Below are 18,409 nucleotides of genomic sequence, written 5' to 3'. Positions count from 1 at the left end.
GTAAGAAACAAAATCATACACCGAATCTTTGCTGTCATTAAAAACCAAATACCTTATCAAAATCATTTGCTTTTATCATAGAAATCGCAATGACGCATGGAAAGAAAGGGCCAGCGCCCTCTCAATTATTTTCCTATCTGCTTAATTACCGCGATGATATCCTCTTCGCCGTGCTTGGCTTCGGCTTCCTGGAAAGTTTGGTATGCTATTTTAGACAGGGGAGAGTTCAGGCCTTCCGCTTTGGCCAGGCGCAGATCTTTAGCGATATGCTTTAGCGCGAAGGCGGCTTTGTAATTATCATTTAAAATGGCATCGCCCTTGATTTTGGTAAAAATATTTCCCAGCGCGCTGTTATTGATAATGGACAGCATATCCCCGGTTTTAATGCCTTTTTCCTGTGCGAAAAGAACGGTTTCGGCCAATCCCTGCGCGTGGAAGCTCAATAAGGTATTGATGGCCAGTTTAGCGCTATTACCCGCGCCGGTTTCACCAACCAGCAGGGCGAGTTTACCCAGTTTTTCCAATAAGGGCTGCGCTTTTTTAAATGTTGCTTCTTTACCACCTACCATGATCACCAGGGCGGCATCTTCGGCTTGTTTTACACTGCCAGATACAGGCGCGTCAAGATAGTCGTTGCCCTGTTCATGGCATAAAGCGGCCATTTCTTTACTGATAGCCGGCGATACGGTGCTCATATTAATGATGATCTTACCTTTGGCCTTAGCGCTCAGCAAACCCTCTTTTCCATTAAATATATCGCCAATGGCTTCATCATTGGACACCATAATAAAGATCACATCGGTTTGTTGTATCAGCTCTCCTGGTGATGAGGTAACGGCCGCATCCATGGCTTTTAGCGGCGATTCTTTTTCTTTACTGCGGTTATAAACGGTTACCGGGTAGCCGGCTTTGATCAGTTGCAGCGACATGGGGATACCCATATTGCCCAGACCGATCCATCCTATTTTTGTTTTACTCATGGTATATGTTGATTTAAAAATATGGTGCAAAGTTTCGTAAACAAAACGGATAGAATGTTCACCAAATTGGTAAAATCTTCTTTACGTAACGTCATTTTTTTAACAGGCAATCATTATGCCGGGAATTGAATGCCTGATAAACGCGCGTAAATAGGAAAAACTTAAAACTCCACATCTAAATCTAATTCGGGGTTTGAGGAATTTTCGTCAACCTTTATTCCATATGTTAATAACAGGCTGAAGTCATTGACATTAAAAGTGAAAGAGCTCACGTTTTTTATCAGCGGAAAATTAAAACTAAACCCGTGACAGGTAAATTCTACCTCAATATCTTTAGTCTTTTTTAATTTGAAATCTAAATAACGTATAACGCCACTTATGCTATCCTGCATTTTCAAACTATAGCTATCAGGCTTGATTAAGTCATACGTATATTTCATTCGTCCATCTAAATTGGATTCAATAGATGTCAATATAGCTTTAGCTTTGCTAAATGTCATTGTTGGTTAAAATAAAAAAAGCCACCTGTTAAGGTGGCTTAAATGTATAAAAGTTATCTTAAATCGACGCTGCTTGGTTTTACAAACCGAAAGCCTGTTTTACTTTGTCAACGTAATCCAGTTTTTCCCAGGTAAACAGTTCTACTTCGCGTTTCAGTTCGCTGCCGTCATGAGCAATGAATGATTTGGTTACCACTTCGCTTGGTTTACCGAAATGACCGTAAGCCGCGGTTTCGCTGTATATAGGGTTGCGGAGTTTAAAGCGGGTTTCAATAGCGTACGGGGTCATGTTAAATACTTCCTCTACTTTTTTTGCTATTTCACCATCGTGCAGGTTTACTTTGGCTGTGCCGTAGGTGTTTACATAAATACCCATCGGTTGGGCCACACCAATAGCGTATGATACCTGCACCAGTACTTCGTCGCAAACACCGGCAGCTACCAGGTTTTTGGCGATGTGACGGGTTGCATAAGCCGCGGAACGATCTACTTTCGACGGATCTTTGCCAGAGAAAGCACCACCGCCGTGTGCTCCTTTACCGCCGTAGGTATCTACAATGATCTTACGACCGGTTAAGCCGGTATCGCCATGTGGCCCTCCGATAACGAATTTACCGGTTGGGTTGATGTGATATTTGATCTGATCGTTAAAGAAGTGAGCGTATTTTGGATATTTGGCTTTAACCCGAGGGATCAGGATGCTGATGATATCCTGTTTAATTTTGGCCAGCATGGCTTTTTCCTCATCAAAATCGTCATGTTGTGTTGATATCACAATGGCATCGATGCGTTGTGGCTTATTGTCGTCGCTGTACTCCAAGGTAACCTGCGATTTTGCGTCTGGGCGCAGATATTTGATCTCGTTGTTTTCGCGGCGGATGGCTGCCAGCTCAATTAAAAGGGCGTGGGCAATATCCAGTGCCAGGGGCATGTAGTTATCAGTTTCAACAGTGGCATAACCAAACATCATACCCTGGTCGCCGGCGCCTTGTTCTTCTTTAGCCTGACGGTCGACACCCTGGTTAATATCCGGCGATTGCTCATGAATGGCCGATAGTACACCGCAAGAGCTGCCATCAAACATATATTCGCCTTTGGTGTAACCAATTTTATTGATCACCTCGCGGGCAATTTTTTGTACGTCTAAATAAGCTTTTGATTTTACCTCGCCGGCTAAAATTACCTGTCCGGTGGTTACCAGTGTTTCACAGGCAACTTTTGAATTTTCGTCGAACGCCAAAAAATGATCGATGAGGGCGTCTGATATTTGGTCTGCAACTTTATCCGGATGTCCTTCTGATACGGATTCAGAGGTAAATAAGTATGGCATATAAGTTTGATAAAAAATTAATTAAAAAAACCGAAAGGAGTAAGTTTTAACGGATCGAGGTAAAAAGAAGCGTTGGTTTTAGCACTTTTTTACGTGGTTGCAATCCAGCCTTGTGTTATAAAGGCAATTAAATCAGTCCACTTTCGGGTGGCAAAAATAAAACAAATTTCACAAAGCCGAAAATACATTTACTTTTGGGGGCTGAAATAATACAGATAATTGAAACGTAAAGCGTTATTTATAATAAACCCCATATCGGGAGGGAAGAAGAAGGACGGGGTGCCCGATCTTATTGATCAGAATATTGATAAGGCGGTGTTTGACGCGACCATTGTTTTTAGCGATGGCGTATCGCACGCGCGGATCATCGCGCTGGAGGCCGTAGGCAAATATGATATTATTGTGGCTGTTGGCGGCGATGGTACGGTAAATGAAATAGCATCGGCCATAGTAGGGAGTGATACAGCCCTGGGTATTGTGCCTTACGGATCGGGTAACGGGCTGGCCCGCTTTTTAGGCGTGCCCATGAGCCCCAACCAGGCCATACAGGCATTGGTAAAAGGCAATGCGGAAACCATTGATTCTGGAACGGTGAACGGGCAGCCGTTTTTTAATATGGCAGGTATGGGTTTCGACGCCCACATCAGCGAAGTGTTTTCGCACGGCAAAAAGCGGGGTTTTATATCCTATATCAAATCATCCATAGAAGAAATATCCCGCTATGGCGAACAGCAATATCATATTGAGATTGATGGTAAGGTTTATGAGCGTAACGCGTTTATGCTAAGCATTGCCAATTCATCGCAATATGGTAACAACGCGCACATCTCTCCCAAGGCATCCGTGCAGGATGGTTTGCTTGATGTTTGCCTCATACGCAAGTTCCCGTTGTGGCGCTTTCCGGAAATGGGTATCCGGATGCTCACCAAAACATCAGAGAGTACCAGTTATGTTGAAATTATACGCGGTAAACAAATTAATGTAACCCGCCAAACCGAAGGACCTATACATCTTGACGGTGAGCCGCAAGTAATGGGTACCGCTATACATATTAATATAGTGCCCAATTCGTTAAAAGTTATTGTGGGCCCAACGTATAAAAAGAATTAAGTAAAAGAGCGAGAGCGAGTGTGTGGTGCGGGTGTCTGATTTAGGGAATTCTGTTTTGGCAACACGCTTCTCGCTCCCGCTTCAAAACTAATGTTATGGCTAAGAAAAATTTCACCGGGGTAGTATATTCAACCGATCCTGATTTTGAGTACCAGGAAAATGGTGGGCAATCTGCGCAAACACTACCACCGCAGCAGCAAAACCTTAAAATTTATCTCGACCGTAAGGGGGGCAGCAAGCTGGTTACCCGGCTTTCGGGCTTTATCGGCACCGATGCTGATCTGGAACTGATCGGCAAAAAATTGAAAACTAAATGCGGTGTTGGTGGTTCGGTAAAGGATGCCGAAATACTTATACAGGGCGATTTCAGGGATAAGATCCTGACTTTGCTGCAAACCGATGGATATAAGGCTAAAAAGGCGGGCGGGTAATAAATAACAAAACGTACAATGTACACTAAAATAAAAAAAAATATTTAGCGTTATACTACTCCCGGCCCGCTATAAAACGGCTTTAAAACTAATATTGTAACATATTAGTAACACAATTTTTATCAGTTAATGCTTGATAATCTAAAAAAAAATGGTTTTCATTGCAAATAATTGTCGTGGCAACACACAATATTTAAGCATTGTTACGTTAATAATGACCAATTAGGGACAAAATGTAATTCGGTATTAAAAAATTGTAAAGAATAACATAAAAGATTTTTTTATTTCATTAAAATTCTATTTTTGTTATTCGCTAATTCAAAAGCACATTTAACAAACTTATAATATAAACAAAAACTAAAACTAAAATTTAAAAGTAATGGCAAACGCACCAACAAAACCAACTACTCCTGTTAACAAAGAAAGCTCAAGTGCATCTGGCTTGTTTGCATCCTTAACTATTCCAATCTGTCTGATTGTTACTACTCTTATTTTCATATTCGTTCTGGGCGATCCAAGCCACTTCAAAGGTGGTGATGTTAATGGTTACCCAACAGACCCATTTGGACAGGTTCACAGTGGTGGTGTAATCGTACCGGTGATCATGGCATTTTTGTTAATGGTTATCGTTTTCTCAATTGAGCGTTTCGTAGTTATCGGCAAAGCTTCAGGTACTGGCAGTGTAGATGCTTTTGTTAGAAAGATCCAGTCACAACTGAATGCTGGTAACATTTCTGGCGCATCAGCAGAGTGCGACAAACAAAAAGGTTCTGTAGCAAACGTTATCAAATCGGCACTGAAAAAATATGCTGAAATGGAAGCTGAACCAAATCTTGACGTTGACCAAAAAGTATTAGCTATTCAGAAAGATATTGAAGAAGCAACTGCGTTGGAAATGCCAATGTTAGAGCAAAACTTAACTATCATCGCTACTTTGGTATCTATCGGTACATTAACCGGTCTGTTAGGTACGGTTGTGGGTATGATCAAGGCCTTCGGTTCATTAGCGGTATCAGGTGTACCAAACCAGATCGAACTATCTGCTCACATTTCTGAAGCGTTGATCAACACTGCATTCGGTATCAGTACTTCTGCTGTATCTATCGTAATGTACAACGTATTTACATCAAAAATTGATAAATTAACTTACGCCATTGACGAAGCAGGTTTCAGCATAGTACAAACATTTGCTGCTTCACACAAAAATGCCAACAGATAATAAATATATAGGTTAATTAGCTTTCGTCCCCCCGTTTGTCCTATATGTAATCAGGAATAATGCGTGGATGTATTAATAATTATTGTAAACTATATATTTTAAAAAAAATCAAATATGGCAAGGATAAAAGTTCCAAGAAAGAGTACAGCGATTGACATGACCGCTATGTGCGACGTGGCGTTCCTGCTGCTAACTTTCTTTATCATGACCGCGAAGGTCCGTACCGAGGACCCGGTTCCTATCGATATTCCAAAATCATCGATACAGCAGCCGATCCCGGAATCAGACTTCGCTACTATTTCTGTAGGTTCACAGAAAGCATTTTTTGGAATGGAGGGTGTAGATCTGCGCAAGCAAACCTTAATTCAAATGGGCGAAATTTATAAAACAACATTTACGCCAGATGAGTTGAACAGGTTTTCTACACTTACATCAGTAGGTGTTCCATTTGCTCAGCTGCATCAGTTTATTGCTTTATCAGCTGATGACCAGAAAAAACTTAACAAACCAGGTATCCCACGTGATTCGGTAAGTAACGAATTGTTTAACTGGATACGTGAGGCCCGTAAAGCTACCGTGGCATTGCATAACGTGCAACTGCGTATAGCTATTAAAGGCGACAGCAAGGAAGAGTACCCGGTTATTAAAGATGTTATAGGCATTTTGCAAAAGCAAAAAGTGAACAAGTTTAGTTTAATAACAAGCTTAGGTGGCGGCGGCGCTGCTCCTAAAAAATAAAAGATCATGGCAGAATTAGACACCTCCGGGGGAGGCAAACACAAAGACGGGAAGGTTCGCAGTAAGAAGCAATCCACCCGTGTAGATTTGACAGCGATGGTTGACTTGGCCTTCTTGTTGATCACTTTCTTTATCATGACCACAACATTGGCCAAGCCAAAAGCTATGGACCTTGCAATGCCTGATAAGGACGAAAAAACCAAGGATCAATTAGCTATTGCTGCTTCACGCTCATTAACCTTGTTATTGGGCAGCAATGATAAGCTGGAATGGTACTTGGGTGAGCCCGGAAAATCGGCACCAACCATTGATAATTACAGCAAAGACGGTTTGCGTAAAACCCTTATTGAAAAAAGTAAAGAGGTTTTAGAAAAAACAGGTAAAACCATGTTTGTTGTAATTAAACCAAGTGATAAATCAACTTACAAAAACGTAGTTGCCGCTCTTGATGAGATGAATATTACCAATATATCCAGTTATGGTATAGTTGATATTTCACCAGTTGAGATCGAGTTACTCAAGAAAGATGGTTTATACTAATAATAAATTAATTTAAAATAACGTTACATTAACCCATTAAATCTTAAAAGATGTTTGGATCGAAATTAGATATATTGGATCAGAAATGGATCGACGTTGTTTTTAGTAGCAGAAATAAGGCCTACGGGGCTTACGAGCTGAGAAGAGATAACTCCAAAAATACAAGCAAATCGCTTATTATAGCCATTATTGTGTTTGTATTTGTTGTTGCTTTGCCTACTATTATCAACAGGATTCAGGGACTTATCCCTAAAGCTGATCAAAAAGTGAAGATAACAGACGTTGTGCTGTTACCTCCACCACCTGTGGATCAAACCAAAAAACCACCTCCGCCGCCACCTGAACCACCAAAACCAAAGGTTGACCAGGTACGTTTCCCTCCTCCGGTTGTAAAACCAGATAACGAGGTTAAGGAGAAAGATCCACCAACTGTAAAAGAATTGGCGGTTGCTGACCCGGGTCAGAAAGATCAGAAAGGTGACCCAAATGCCGACATTAGAATTGATGAGCCGGTGGGTAACTCGGATGTTAAGCAAGTGGTAGAAGCCGATCCTAACCAGATCTTTACCTCGGTAGAGCAGGTTCCTGAATTCCCGGGAGGTTTGGAAAAATTTGGTAGCTATTTGGGTAAAAGTATCCGCTACCCTGCAGTTGCCCGTGAAAACGGAACTCAAGGTAGGGTAATTTGTACCTTCGTTGTGGAAAAAGACGGTTCGTTAACAGACATTAAAGTTACCAGAGGTATTGGTAGCGGTTGCGACGAAGAAGCCGTTCGTGTATTGAAAAACTCTCCACACTGGAAACCTGGTATCCAGAATGGTCGTCCGGTACGTGTACAATATAGTGTGCCTATCAGCTTTACGTTAGCCAGCGAATAATGCCATTTAATATTAATAAAGAACAAAAATCGCCCAAAAGGCGGTTTTTGTTTATTTTAGGCGCAGTCACCTTTGTCTGTTTTATTGTTTTGGGCTTGATGATCATGTTTTGGGATCAGCTGCCTTTACAGTTACCGCGATACCAGCGCATGCTCTTTGGAGCCTTTGTTATTGCCTATTCCATTCTGCGGTTTTCGAGGTTGTTTAAGAAGGATCAGTATGAAAATTAATATTAACGGTAAGCTTTTATTTTTCGCATTGTTTTTGATAGCAGGCTTACAGGCTTGTAAACAAAAAACCTCAAAATTTGCTGGTGATAATAATGTTAAAGCAGGTACAGCAACATTTGTAGCCGATGCTTCTTTTTCGCCTATTTTAGACCAGGAGCTGTATATTTTTTTAAATGCAAATCCCAATGCCAAAATCAATGTTTTGTATAAAACAGAGAATGAGGCCGTAAATAACCTGCTCAACGATAGTGTTCGTGTAGCCATCCTGTCGCGTGAGCTTACCGCCGATGAGCGTGCTGTGCTCACGAAAAGAACACTGGCTATTGAAACATTACGTTTTGCCATTGACGCCGTTGCGCTTATTGTAAACAAGGCTTCTAATGATACGACCATTACTGTAGGGCAATTAAAAAAAATGCTCACCGGACAGGCCGATTTAAACAGAACTATTGTTTTTGATAACCCAAATTCGAGTTTGGTAAGATATTTGAAGGACTTTAGCGGAAGCAAAGGATTTACACAAAAAAATATTTACGCCCTTAAATCAAATAAAGAGGTTTTAAAATATGTAAGCGAGCATCCCGATGCATTAGGTATAACCGGTTTTAGCTGGTTGAATGATCCGGATAAAGATTATGCGGGATACGTAGATAACGTTAAAATAGTAGGTGTCAGGGATGAGTCAAATAAACAATACCCGGACACTTATTTTAAACCCTCGCAGGAGTCGCTTGTCTTAAAACAGTACCCTTTAAGCAGAGGGCTTTATATAATCAATTGTACCAGCAAGGTAGGCTTGGCCATGGGGTTTGCCAACTTTTTAGGCAGCCAGGTAGGCCAGCGTATCATACTAAAATCGGGCCTGTTGCCCGATTCTATACCAACGAGAGAGATTAGTATAAAAAATAAATTTTAATTAAAGATGAAAATGATCAGTAAAATAGCTACGGCATCATTAGGACTGTTATTAGGGGGTTCATCAGTTTTTGCGCAAAGTCTAGCCGACGCCAAAAAAGCTATTGACGCCGAACAGTATCAGAAAGCTAAATCGATGCTTAAAAACCTTACGGTAACACAAGCCGATAAGGATGAGAACTTTTTTTACCTGGGTTGGGTATATATTAAACAAGATTATGCTGACTCGGCAAAAACGGTTTTTAACAAAGGTATTGCCGTAAATTCTAAATCGGCTTTAAACTATGCCGGTTTAGGCGCTGTTGCCCGTTTAGATAAAGATAACGCCGGAGCAACCAACAACTTTAACCAGGCTATCACATTGGCGGGTAAAAGCTCAAAACCATATCAATACGTAGGCGAGGCTTATTTATTGGTTCCGGCCGGCGGTAAAGTGGCGGCTGCCGATGCTAATGCTGCTATTGCGGTTTTACAAAAAGGTAAGGTAGTAAACCCTAAAGATGCCGACTTGTTGATCACTTTGGGTAATGCCTACCGCTCACAGTTAAAGAGCAACGAAGCTTATCAGGCTTATTCTGATGCAGCAACCATCGATCCTAAAAACCCGGCTGCAAAAGTAGCTACCGGTGTTTTATGGCAGTTTGCCAATAACTTTGAAGATTCTGAAAAACAATTTCAGGATGCCTTAACTATCGACCCTAACTACGGGCCGGCTTACCGCGAATGGGCCGAAACAGACCTGCGTTGGGCCAATACAGACCCGAAAATGGCATCTGCCAAAATCAAAGAGGCTGCCGATCATTACAAAAAATATATCAGCCTGACCGATCAGTCTGTAGAATCACAAATGCACTATGCCGACTTCTTATTGATGTCTGGTAATTACAAAGACTTGCAACAAGTATCTACAGATCTTTCCAAATCAGCAAACAGCAATGCAAGGGCATACCGTTACCAGGCTTATGCAGCTTATGAGAACAAAGATTATCCAGCTGCTTTAAGCGCTATGAACACCTGGTTCCAGAAGGCTGAGCCAAAACGTATCCTGCCACGTGATTATTTATACCTTGGCCGTATACAAATAGCATCGAATCAGGATTCTTTAGGTATCAATACCTTAAGGAAAGCATTAACATTAGATACAACTCAGGCTGATGTTTATGGTGAGATTGCTAAAAGCCTTTATAATCAAAAGAAATATGCCGAAGCTGGTGATGCTTACAAGGCATTTATTTCTAAATCGCGTACAGCTACGTTGAATGATTATTTAAAAGAAGGTGTAAGTTATTACAATGCATTTAAATTGCAGTATTATAGTACTGCTACTCCAAAGCCGGTAGCTGATACTATGTTGCTTATAAAAGCCGACACTGCGTTTAGTTATATACAACATAAAGCAGCGGCTCCACTTGCAGCGGTAGCACTTTACCAGGCCAGGGCTAATGATTTAAGAGAGCCAAGCAGAAATACAACTAATGGATATGCTAAACCGTATTACGAGCAATACATAGCTTTATTAACAGCTAAACAACCTGTTGCTGATACGGATAAACCATATCTGGCAGAAGCTTACTCTTACTTAGGTGCTTATTATGAGTTTAAAGCAAAGGATGACGCCAAAGCAACCGAGAATTACACTAAAGCCCGGGAGGCAGATCCAACTAATAAACAAGCTGCTGCTTTCTTTGCCCGCAAAGGCGGTGCTGGTAAAAGCAAATAAGGTTTTATAACGGCAGGTATAAAGGCTTATCCTTTATACCTATTGCCTAAAAATAAAAAAGGCCTCTTCAAAAAGAGGCCTTTTTTATTATGGTTGCATTAGTATATTTGCAGCATGGAATTACACAGTACACCAGTTAATTATTTACCCATCATATTTCAGATGTTGGTGGCTATAGGCTTTGTGGTAACAACCATGTTTGTAACACATAAAATTGGTCCTAAACGTAAAACTAAGGATAAACTGACCCCCTTTGAGTCGGGCATCGAGGTAGTGGGTAACGCCCGTACCCCTATATCCATCAAATATTTCCTGGTAGCCATATTGTTTGTGCTGTTTGATGTGGAGGTAATATTTATGTACCCCTGGGCTGTAAATTTTAAAGCGATGGGCACCAAGGGCATGATCGAAATGTTCATTTTCATGGCTACACTTTTATTAGGTTTTATATACGTAATAAAAAAGAAAGCTTTGGACTGGGATTAAGTTTAGATGGGCAAATATGTAGATGTGCGGATAGGCAGATGATAGGATTCAGTTAATTCTTAAATTCTGCAGATTCAGGTTCAGACAAAATCATCTGCACATATAAAATTCTCCTATCTGTACATTAAAATCCCTCTTTAGATTGATTCTAAATATGGCTTCCGGATGGTCATCGTGTACTTTTTACATGGTTATTATTGTAAATTTGCGCTCGTTATCCGTCTTTTCCGGATAGTGGATTTCTATTAAAATAGTTCAATGAGTGATATTCAATTAGTTGACGCTCCTGCTGGAGTAGAAGGCGCCGGATTTTTTGCTACCTCGCTTGATAAAGTAATAGGTATAGCACGCTCAAATTCATTATGGCCCCTGCCATTTGCCACTTCATGCTGTGGTATTGAATTCATGGCTACTATGGCTTCTCATTATGACCTGGCCAGATTTGGCGCCGAGCGTATCAGCTTTTCGCCCCGCCAAGCCGATCTGTTAATGGTTATGGGCACTATCGCCAAAAAAATGGCTCCTGTATTAAGACAGGTATACCTGCAAATGGCCGAACCCCGCTGGGTAATGGCTGTAGGCGCCTGTGCATCAAGTGGTGGCATATTTGATACGTATTCTGTTTTACAGGGTATCGATGAAGTAATACCGGTTGATGTTTACGTGCCAGGTTGCCCGCCCCGTCCCGAAGCTATTATCGATGGTTTTATTAATATTCAACAGCTGGTACAAACAGAATCGCTTCGCAGAAGAAACGAGCCTAAGTACCAGGAGTTGTTAGCTAAATACGGAATTCAATAATGGCCCAGATCCCTAACGAAGAGCTTTTAAAAAGAATTGCTGAGAAATTTGATCAGCAGGTAAGCCTTGTGGGCGAGCCGTATGGTTTGCTTACCGTAGAAACCGGTCGCGAACAGATCATTGATCTGTTAACCTTTTTAAAAACTGATGATGCGCTTCGGTTTATATTTTTAACAGATATTACCGCCATACATTACCCTGAGCAGGAAAAGCAAACTGGTATTATTTACCATTTGCATAGCCTTACAACAAATACGCGCATCCGTATAAAAGTTTTTTTAGCTGATGGCGATGTGCATATCCCAACAGCTACTGTTTTATGGGAAGGCGCCAACTGGATGGAGCGTGAAACGTATGACTTTTTTGGGGTTATATTTGACGGCCACCCCGATCTGCGCCGCATATTGAATGTTGATGACATGACGGCTTTCCCGATGCGAAAAGAGTTTCCATTGGAAGACCCTAACCGTGTTGATAAAAAGGATTACTTCTTCGGAAGATAACACATATAAAATTTAGTATCAAGTAATTAGTATCAGGTATCAAGATTTTTTAAGCGCTTAAACGGCACATGACAACAGTCTTGATACCTGATACTAATTACTCGATACTGATTAAAAAACTATACTGATGCAAAATCATCCTGTATATACAGACAACGATCCGCAAAGCGAGCTTTCAACCCTGAACCTGGGGCCAACTCACCCTGCAACCCACGGTGTATTTCAAAACGTGCTGCAGATTGACGGTGAAAGAATTGTGAGCGGCGTATCAACCATTGGTTATATACACCGCGCGTTTGAGAAAATTGCCGAACACAGGCCTTTTTACCAGATAACCCCGCTTACCGACCGTTTAAACTATTGCTCATCGCCTATCAACAACATGGGCTGGCATATGACGGTTGAAAAACTGCTGGGAATCACCACGCCAAAAAGGGTTGATTACCTGCGCATCATTATCATGGAACTGGCCCGCATATCAGACCATATTGTTTGTAACGCTATTTTGGGTGTAGATACAGGCGCCCTAACCGGCTTTACCTACATGATGCAATGGCGCGAGCATATTTATGAAATTTATGAAGAGGTTTGCGGCTCGCGGTTAACTACCAATATAGGTCGCATAGGTGGTTTTGAACGTAATTTTAATACTATAGCATTTGCCAAGCTGCGTAAATTCATAGCCGGATACCCTAAGGTATTAAAGGAATTTGAATCGCTGTTTAACCGTAACCGTATTTTTGTTGACCGTACCAGGGGAGTAGCAGCCGTTACACCCGAAGAAGCATTAAACTTTAGCTGGACAGGCCCGATATTACGCGCAACCGGTGTGGATTATGATGTAAGGGCGATGAACCCCTACTCGAGCTATGAGGACTTTGATTTTGATGTTCCTGTGGGCGATAATGGTGATGTTTACAGCCGCTTTTTGGTACGTAACGAAGAGATGTGGCAAAGTCTGCGCCTGATTGAACAGGCACTGGCAAAACTGGAAAAAGAGCCAACAGATGTTTTCCACGCTGATGTGCCCGAGTTTTACCTGCCTCCCAAAGAAGAAGTTTATAATAACATGGAAGCCCTCATATATCACTTTAAAATTGTGATGGGCGAGATACCTACCCCAAATACCGAAGTATATCATTCGGTAGAAGGTGCCAATGGCGAGCTGGGCTTTTACCTGGTGAATGATGGCGGGCGCAGCCCATACCGTTTGCATTTCCGCAGACCAAGCTTTATCAATTACCAGATGTACGCGCCAATGAGCCGTGGTATGTTGTTATCAGACGCTATTATTAACATGAGTAGTTTAAACGTTATAGCCGGAGAGTTAGATGCTTAAAGTGGAAGATACTCAGGTACCGGTTGACTTTTCGCCGGAACTGATCAGTAAATTTGATGATGTTGTAAGCCGTTATCCACAGGGAAAACAAAAATCGGGCTTGCTGCCCATTTTGCACCTGGTACAAGCCGAGTTTGGCTGGGTGAGTGTACCTGCCATGGATAAAGTAGCCGCTTACTTAAATATATTACCTATCGAGGTATACGAAGTTGCCTCGTTTTATACCATGTACTTTTTACGCCCGCAGGGTAAATATGTACTGGAGGTTTGCCGTACCAGCGGTTGCTGCCTGGTAGGCGCCGAAAAGATCATGGATCATATTGAGCAAAAGCTGGGTGTAAAAGAGGGTGAAGTTACTGCCGATGGCCTGTTTAGCTGGCGCGGTGTAGAGTGTTTGGCAGCCTGCGGCTTCGGTCCGGTTTTACAAATTGGCCCTGAATATACTTTTTATGAAAACCTGACCAACGAGTCGGTTGATAAACTGATAGGCGATTTAACAGCAAAGGCAAAAAATTAAATGCAATGGCCTCGCAAAAGGATAAAGATTATCATAAACTACGTAACCCAGAACAATATTCAGAGTTAAGTACAAATGATACTTATGGTTATCGTACCAAAGAAGGTGCTGAAGCCCATGCGAGATATAAAGCTATTTGGAACAAATATGGGTTTAAATCTATGGTAAGTGACAAACGTAGACGAAATTCAACTCGAAAGAGCAATCAAAAGAATAAACAGATATTGCATCAAATAGAAAGATCTCAAAATAGAAATAGTTTAAGAGTTCATTTGATAGATCAAGATAATTCAATAGGAACTAAGACAGTAACCGGAAAAGGTTATGTATTTGTAAATTAGACATGGGACGCAAATTATTATTAGAACATATAAACGTACCCGGCATCAATACTTTTGATGTTTACCGCTCCAAGGGTGGTTACGCTTCTGTTGAAAAAGCTATTAAAACCATGTCGCCCGATGCGATTGTGGAGGAAGTAAAGAAATCCGGATTACGCGGGCGTGGCGGTGCGGGTTTCCCAACCGGTATGAAGTGGAGCTTTCTGGCCAAGCCCGAAGGTGTAGCACGTTACCTGGTTTGTAATGCCGACGAATCGGAACCCGGTACTTTTAAAGACCGTTACCTGATGACCTATATCCCTCACTTATTAATTGAGGGAATGATCGTATCGAGCTTTGCGCTGGGCGCCAATACATCATTCATCTACGTTCGTGGCGAAATGATGCCACAGATCAGGATCCTGGAAAAAGCTATTGCCGAAGCCAAGGCCAAAGGTTTTCTGGGTAAAAATATTTTAGGCTCGGGTTATGATCTGGAGCTTTATGTACAACCCGGTGGCGGTGCATATATCTGCGGTGAAGAAACCGCCCTGTTAGAATCACTGGAAGGCAAACGTGGTAACCCGCGTATTAAACCACCATTCCCGGCTATTGCTGGTTTGTATGGTTGCCCAACCGTGGTGAACAACGTAGAGTCTATTGCAGCAGTTGTGCCTATCATTAACGAAGGTGGCGACGAATACGCTAAACTGGGTATCGGCAGAAGCACAGGAACCAAGCTGATCTCGGCCGGTGGTAACCTGAAAAAACCTGGTGTTTATGAAATTGACCTGGGCTTACCGGTTGAAGAGTTTATATACTCCGACGAATATTGCGGTGGTATTGCCAATGGCAAACGTTTAAAAGCGGTTGTGGCTGGTGGTTCATCAGTACCTATTTTGCCGGCTAACCTGATCCTGAAAACAGTGAATAACGAGCCTCGCCTGATGAGTTATGAATCATTGAGCGATGGTGGTTTTGTGAGCGGCACCATGTTAGGTTCCGGTGGCTTTATTGCTTATGACGAGGATGCCTGCATTGTTAGGAATACCTGGAACTTTGCCCGTTTTTACCATCATGAAAGCTGCGGACAATGTTCGCCATGCCGTGAGGGTACCGGATGGATGGAGAAAGTATTGCACCGTTTAGAGTACGGTCATGGTAAACAAAGTGATATGGACCTGTTGGTTGATATCTCTAAAAAAATTGAAGGCAACACGATTTGTCCGCTTGGCGACGCGGCAGCATGGCCGGTGGCCAGCGCTATCCGCCACTTCAGAGATGAGTTTGAATGGCACGTTACTAATGCAAGCGAAGCAACAACAAGGAATTATGGTTTAGCACATTATGCTGATCCGTTGCCTACGCCCGAGCCGGTGGCCGGATAAGTCAAAATTAAAAAGTCAAAATTCAAAAATAGAAAGCATTGAGTGAAAAGCCTTTTGACATCAAACATAGATGTTATCAATTTTCAAAAGAGGTGATTCAATTTATATCAACAGCAAACTACGATAGAATTTACTTTTCGATTTTTGACCAGTTGCTTAGAAGTGCAACTTCAATAGGAGCAAATGTAGTGGAAGGCAAGTCCGGAAGCTCAGTAAAAGATTTTAAGAACTTCTACACGATAGCCTTAAAATCTTCAAACGAAACAAAATATTGGCTCTGTTTGATCAGGGACACTATAAATGTGGAGAAGGATAAAATAAAAGATTTGATTAACGAAGCTGATGAGCTTTCAAAGATCATTGCCTCAATAATTATTAATCTTCAAAAGTAGTTTTGACTTTTGAATTTTTAATTTTGACTTAAAAATGAAAGTAACCATAGACGGAATACCCGTTGAAGTAGAACCAGGAACAAGCATACTAAATGCCGCGAGGCAGATAGGGGGCGATATTGTTCCGCCTGCTATGTGCTATTACTCCAAGCTGGAAGGCAGTGGCGGTAAATGCCGCACCTGTTTGGTTAAGGTAAGCAAAGGCTCTGAGAAAGATCCGCGCCCTATGCCCAAACTGGTAGCCTCTTGCCGTACTACGGTAATGGATGGCATGGAAGTGCAGAATATTACCTCGCCCGAAGTAATTGAGGCCCGTAAAGGTGTGGTGGAGATGTTATTGATCAATCACCCGTTGGATTGCCCGGTGTGCGATCAGGCTGGCGAATGTCACCTGCAAGACTTAGGTTTTGAACACGGCGCGGCTAAAACCCGTTATGAGTTTGACCGCCGTACATTTGAAAAAATTGATATCGGCGATAAGATCCAGTTGCACATGACTCGTTGCATCCTTTGCTACCGTTGTGTGTTCACTGCCGATCAGATCACCAATACCCGTTTACATGGTATCCTGAACAGGGGTGATCACTCTGAGATCTCAACCTATATATCAAAAGCAATTGACAACGATTTCTCGGGCAACGTGATCGACGTTTGTCCGGTAGGTGCGTTAACCGATAAAACTTTCCGCTTTAAAAACAGGGTTTGGTTCACCAAACCGGTCGACGCGCATCGCGATTGTGATAAATGCTGTGGAAAAACAACTTTGTGGTATAAAGGCGAGGATGTGATCAGGGTAACCGGTCGTAAAGATGTTTATGGCGAGGTAGAGGAGTTTATCTGCAATACCTGCCGTTTTGATAAAAAGAAAACAGCTGATTGGGTTATCGAAGGTCCGCGCAAGATATCGCACAAATCGGTGATCAGCTCCAATCATTACGAATTTACACCGCTGCCAGTGGTTAAAACCAACCCGGTGTTGATGGAAGCGAATAAAGAACAATTTGAAAGGGATACCCGTTTATAATGGAAACTGCCGACTTAATATTTAGGATTGTATTGATAGTGATCGTATTCGCTATCAGCCTGGTTGTAGCCATGTACTCTACTTACGCAGAGCGTAAGGTAGCAGCATTTTTCCAGGACAGGATTGGCCCTAACCGTGCCGGACCGTGGGGTATTTTACAGCCTCTGGCCGATGGTGGCAAAATGTTTTTAAAGGAAGAGATCATCCCGACCAACGCTACAGGTTTCCTGTTTATCGTGGGACCGTCATTGGCTATATTAACAGCGTGTATAGGTTCGGCGGTTATTCCATGGGGGAAGGCTATCTCTATAGGCAGCCATACTTTTGATTTACAGGTTACTGATATCAATGTAGGTGTGCTTTACATATTTGGCGTGGTATCATTAGGCGTTTATGGTGTGATGATAGGCGGCTGGGCATCAAACAATAAATATTCGCTGCTTGGCGCTATCCGCGCGGCATCGCAAAATATCAGTTACGAAATTTCGATGGGTTTATCCATCATTGCCCTTTTGATGTTGACCGGTACCCTGAGTTTAAAAGAGATCGCCGAACAACAACATAGCTGGCACTGGAATATAATACGTCAGCCGCTTGGTTTTATCCTGTTTATTGTATGCGCGTTTGCCGAAACCAACCGTACCCCGTTTGATTTGCCTGAGTGCGAAACCGAGCTGGTAGGTGGTTATCATACCGAGTACTCATCCATGAAACTGGGTTTTTACCTGTTTGCGGAGTATATCAACATGTTTATATCATCGGCGGTAATGGCTACCTTATATTGGGGGGGGTATAACTATCCGTTTATGGACGATGTTGCTGCGAGCCTTGGCGCAAATCCGGCAGCAATTATAGGGGTGGTTGTATTATTTGCTAAAATATTCCTGTTCATTTTCTTTTTCATGTGGGTACGCTGGACAATACCACGTTTCCGTTATGACCAATTGATGGACCTGGGCTGGAAAATATTAATACCACTGGCTATTGCCAACATTGTGCTTACCGGTATAGGTAGTACATTGCTTACACACTTAGGATATTAATTAAA

The 18,409-nt window shown here is 42.1% G+C and carries 21 protein-coding genes; 18 read left to right on the top strand and 3 right to left on the bottom strand.

The window, feature by feature from the left end; all coding sequences use genetic code 11:
* Positions 1-125: 125 nt before the first annotated feature.
* The 3 genes from FHW89_RS14550 to metK form a co-directional block, all read right to left on the bottom strand.
* Entirely contained in the window at positions 126-980 is an 855-nt protein-coding gene (locus FHW89_RS14550; RefSeq protein ID WP_172335769.1) for an NAD(P)-dependent oxidoreductase, read from the bottom strand.
* 161 nt (positions 981-1,141) lie between these two features.
* Positions 1,142-1,480 carry a hypothetical protein gene (locus FHW89_RS14545; protein WP_172335768.1) on the bottom strand — a complete coding sequence of 113 codons (339 nt, stop codon included), beginning with the start codon at positions 1,478-1,480 and terminating at the stop codon, positions 1,142-1,144.
* Positions 1,481-1,559: 79 nt separating this feature from the next.
* Entirely contained in the window at positions 1,560-2,810 is a 1,251-nt protein-coding gene (metK, locus tag FHW89_RS14540) for a methionine adenosyltransferase (protein WP_172335767.1), read from the bottom strand.
* Between the two features lie 219 nt (positions 2,811-3,029).
* On the opposite strand from metK, the gene FHW89_RS14535 reads away from it, so the two are divergent.
* The 18 genes from FHW89_RS14535 to nuoH all read left to right on the top strand — a co-directional run bounded on the left by FHW89_RS14535 (position 3,030) and on the right by nuoH (position 18,404).
* A complete protein-coding gene (locus tag FHW89_RS14535; protein ID WP_172335766.1) occupies positions 3,030-3,920 on the top strand; it encodes a diacylglycerol kinase family protein in 891 nt (296 codons plus the stop codon).
* 95 nt (positions 3,921-4,015) lie between these two features.
* Positions 4,016-4,351 carry a translation initiation factor gene (locus FHW89_RS14530; RefSeq protein WP_172335765.1) on the top strand — a complete coding sequence of 112 codons (336 nt, stop codon included), beginning with the start codon at positions 4,016-4,018 and terminating at the stop codon, positions 4,349-4,351.
* Positions 4,352-4,730: 379 nt separating this feature from the next.
* A complete protein-coding gene (locus FHW89_RS14525; RefSeq protein WP_172335764.1) occupies positions 4,731-5,570 on the top strand; it encodes a MotA/TolQ/ExbB proton channel family protein in 840 nt (279 codons plus the stop codon).
* A 114-nt stretch (positions 5,571-5,684) separates the two neighbouring features.
* Entirely contained in the window at positions 5,685-6,308 is a 624-nt protein-coding gene (locus FHW89_RS14520; protein ID WP_172335763.1) for a biopolymer transporter ExbD, read from the top strand.
* 6 nt (positions 6,309-6,314) lie between these two features.
* The gene (locus FHW89_RS14515) at positions 6,315-6,848 is read left to right on the top strand and encodes a biopolymer transporter ExbD (protein ID WP_172335762.1); all 534 of its coding nucleotides are present in this window, start codon (positions 6,315-6,317) and stop codon (positions 6,846-6,848) included.
* A 50-nt stretch (positions 6,849-6,898) separates the two neighbouring features.
* Entirely contained in the window at positions 6,899-7,726 is an 828-nt protein-coding gene (locus FHW89_RS14510; protein WP_172335761.1) for an energy transducer TonB, read from the top strand.
* 219 nt (positions 7,727-7,945) lie between these two features.
* The gene (locus FHW89_RS14505; RefSeq protein WP_172335760.1) at positions 7,946-8,872 is read left to right on the top strand and encodes a PstS family phosphate ABC transporter substrate-binding protein; all 927 of its coding nucleotides are present in this window, start codon (positions 7,946-7,948) and stop codon (positions 8,870-8,872) included.
* Positions 8,873-8,878: 6 nt separating this feature from the next.
* Complete coding sequence (locus tag FHW89_RS14500; RefSeq protein ID WP_172335759.1) at positions 8,879-10,591, top strand: hypothetical protein; 1,713 nt, start codon at positions 8,879-8,881, stop codon at positions 10,589-10,591.
* A 114-nt stretch (positions 10,592-10,705) separates the two neighbouring features.
* Positions 10,706-11,077, top strand: a complete 372-nt coding sequence (locus FHW89_RS14495; RefSeq protein WP_172335758.1) for an NADH-quinone oxidoreductase subunit A — start codon at positions 10,706-10,708, stop codon at positions 11,075-11,077.
* Positions 11,078-11,335: 258 nt separating this feature from the next.
* Positions 11,336-11,878, top strand: coding sequence for an NADH-quinone oxidoreductase subunit B (locus tag FHW89_RS14490; RefSeq protein WP_172335757.1), 543 nt, complete (start codon positions 11,336-11,338; stop codon positions 11,876-11,878).
* Positions 11,878-12,381 (top strand): NADH-quinone oxidoreductase subunit C, encoded by a 504-nt coding sequence (locus FHW89_RS14485; RefSeq protein WP_172335756.1) that lies wholly within the window; start codon positions 11,878-11,880, stop codon positions 12,379-12,381. Before FHW89_RS14490 ends, FHW89_RS14485 begins: the two co-directional genes overlap by 1 nt.
* A 127-nt stretch (positions 12,382-12,508) precedes the next feature.
* Complete coding sequence (locus FHW89_RS14480) at positions 12,509-13,720, top strand: NADH-quinone oxidoreductase subunit D (RefSeq protein WP_172335755.1); 1,212 nt, start codon at positions 12,509-12,511, stop codon at positions 13,718-13,720.
* Positions 13,713-14,237 (top strand): NAD(P)H-dependent oxidoreductase subunit E, encoded by a 525-nt coding sequence (gene nuoE / locus FHW89_RS14475; protein ID WP_172335754.1) that lies wholly within the window; start codon positions 13,713-13,715, stop codon positions 14,235-14,237. The genes FHW89_RS14480 and nuoE overlap by 8 nt, the downstream gene beginning before the upstream one ends.
* 5 nt (positions 14,238-14,242) lie before the next feature.
* Positions 14,243-14,578: a hypothetical protein gene (locus tag FHW89_RS14470; RefSeq protein WP_172335753.1), complete on the top strand. Its 336-nt coding sequence runs from the start codon at positions 14,243-14,245 to the stop codon at positions 14,576-14,578.
* A gap of 2 nt (positions 14,579-14,580) precedes the next feature.
* Positions 14,581-15,945: an NADH-quinone oxidoreductase subunit NuoF gene (gene nuoF / locus FHW89_RS14465; protein ID WP_172335752.1), complete on the top strand. Its 1,365-nt coding sequence runs from the start codon at positions 14,581-14,583 to the stop codon at positions 15,943-15,945.
* Positions 15,946-15,983: 38 nt separating this feature from the next.
* Complete coding sequence (locus FHW89_RS14460) at positions 15,984-16,337, top strand: four helix bundle protein (RefSeq protein WP_172335751.1); 354 nt, start codon at positions 15,984-15,986, stop codon at positions 16,335-16,337.
* Between the two features lie 34 nt (positions 16,338-16,371).
* Positions 16,372-17,361 carry a 2Fe-2S iron-sulfur cluster-binding protein gene (locus FHW89_RS14455; RefSeq protein WP_172335750.1) on the top strand — a complete coding sequence of 330 codons (990 nt, stop codon included), beginning with the start codon at positions 16,372-16,374 and terminating at the stop codon, positions 17,359-17,361.
* Complete coding sequence (nuoH, locus tag FHW89_RS14450) at positions 17,361-18,404, top strand: NADH-quinone oxidoreductase subunit NuoH (protein ID WP_172335749.1); 1,044 nt, start codon at positions 17,361-17,363, stop codon at positions 18,402-18,404. Before FHW89_RS14455 ends, nuoH begins: the two co-directional genes overlap by 1 nt.
* The last annotated feature ends 5 nt before the right edge of the window (positions 18,405-18,409 follow it).

Source organism: Mucilaginibacter sp. SG564 (assembly GCF_013149275.1).
Taxonomy (GTDB): Bacteria; Bacteroidota; Bacteroidia; order Sphingobacteriales; family Sphingobacteriaceae; genus Mucilaginibacter.
The sequence above is the reverse complement of the archived record's forward strand: the minus strand, read 5'-3'. Positions and strand labels throughout refer to the sequence as shown.

What these genes read in the sequence shown, in the direction of transcription:
- FHW89_RS14550 (WP_172335769.1), bottom strand. Translation starts at nt 980, where the DNA reads ATGAGTAAAACAAAAATAGGATGGATCGGTCTGGGCAATATGGGTATC.
- FHW89_RS14545 (WP_172335768.1), bottom strand. Translation starts at nt 1,480, where the DNA reads ATGACATTTAGCAAAGCTAAAGCTATATTGACATCTATTGAATCCAAT.
- metK (WP_172335767.1), bottom strand. Translation starts at nt 2,810, where the DNA reads ATGCCATACTTATTTACCTCTGAATCCGTATCAGAAGGACATCCGGAT.
- FHW89_RS14530 (WP_172335765.1), top strand. Translation starts at nt 4,016, where the DNA reads ATGGCTAAGAAAAATTTCACCGGGGTAGTATATTCAACCGATCCTGAT.
- FHW89_RS14525 (WP_172335764.1), top strand. Translation starts at nt 4,731, where the DNA reads ATGGCAAACGCACCAACAAAACCAACTACTCCTGTTAACAAAGAAAGC.
- FHW89_RS14520 (WP_172335763.1), top strand. Translation starts at nt 5,685, where the DNA reads ATGGCAAGGATAAAAGTTCCAAGAAAGAGTACAGCGATTGACATGACC.
- FHW89_RS14515 (WP_172335762.1), top strand. Translation starts at nt 6,315, where the DNA reads ATGGCAGAATTAGACACCTCCGGGGGAGGCAAACACAAAGACGGGAAG.
- FHW89_RS14510 (WP_172335761.1), top strand. Translation starts at nt 6,899, where the DNA reads ATGTTTGGATCGAAATTAGATATATTGGATCAGAAATGGATCGACGTT.
- FHW89_RS14505 (WP_172335760.1), top strand. Translation starts at nt 7,946, where the DNA reads ATGAAAATTAATATTAACGGTAAGCTTTTATTTTTCGCATTGTTTTTG.
- FHW89_RS14500 (WP_172335759.1), top strand. Translation starts at nt 8,879, where the DNA reads ATGAAAATGATCAGTAAAATAGCTACGGCATCATTAGGACTGTTATTA.
- FHW89_RS14495 (WP_172335758.1), top strand. Translation starts at nt 10,706, where the DNA reads ATGGAATTACACAGTACACCAGTTAATTATTTACCCATCATATTTCAG.
- FHW89_RS14490 (WP_172335757.1), top strand. Translation starts at nt 11,336, where the DNA reads ATGAGTGATATTCAATTAGTTGACGCTCCTGCTGGAGTAGAAGGCGCC.
- FHW89_RS14485 (WP_172335756.1), top strand. Translation starts at nt 11,878, where the DNA reads ATGGCCCAGATCCCTAACGAAGAGCTTTTAAAAAGAATTGCTGAGAAA.
- FHW89_RS14480 (WP_172335755.1), top strand. Translation starts at nt 12,509, where the DNA reads ATGCAAAATCATCCTGTATATACAGACAACGATCCGCAAAGCGAGCTT.
- nuoE (WP_172335754.1), top strand. Translation starts at nt 13,713, where the DNA reads ATGCTTAAAGTGGAAGATACTCAGGTACCGGTTGACTTTTCGCCGGAA.
- FHW89_RS14470 (WP_172335753.1), top strand. Translation starts at nt 14,243, where the DNA reads ATGGCCTCGCAAAAGGATAAAGATTATCATAAACTACGTAACCCAGAA.
- nuoF (WP_172335752.1), top strand. Translation starts at nt 14,581, where the DNA reads ATGGGACGCAAATTATTATTAGAACATATAAACGTACCCGGCATCAAT.
- FHW89_RS14455 (WP_172335750.1), top strand. Translation starts at nt 16,372, where the DNA reads ATGAAAGTAACCATAGACGGAATACCCGTTGAAGTAGAACCAGGAACA.
- nuoH (WP_172335749.1), top strand. Translation starts at nt 17,361, where the DNA reads ATGGAAACTGCCGACTTAATATTTAGGATTGTATTGATAGTGATCGTA.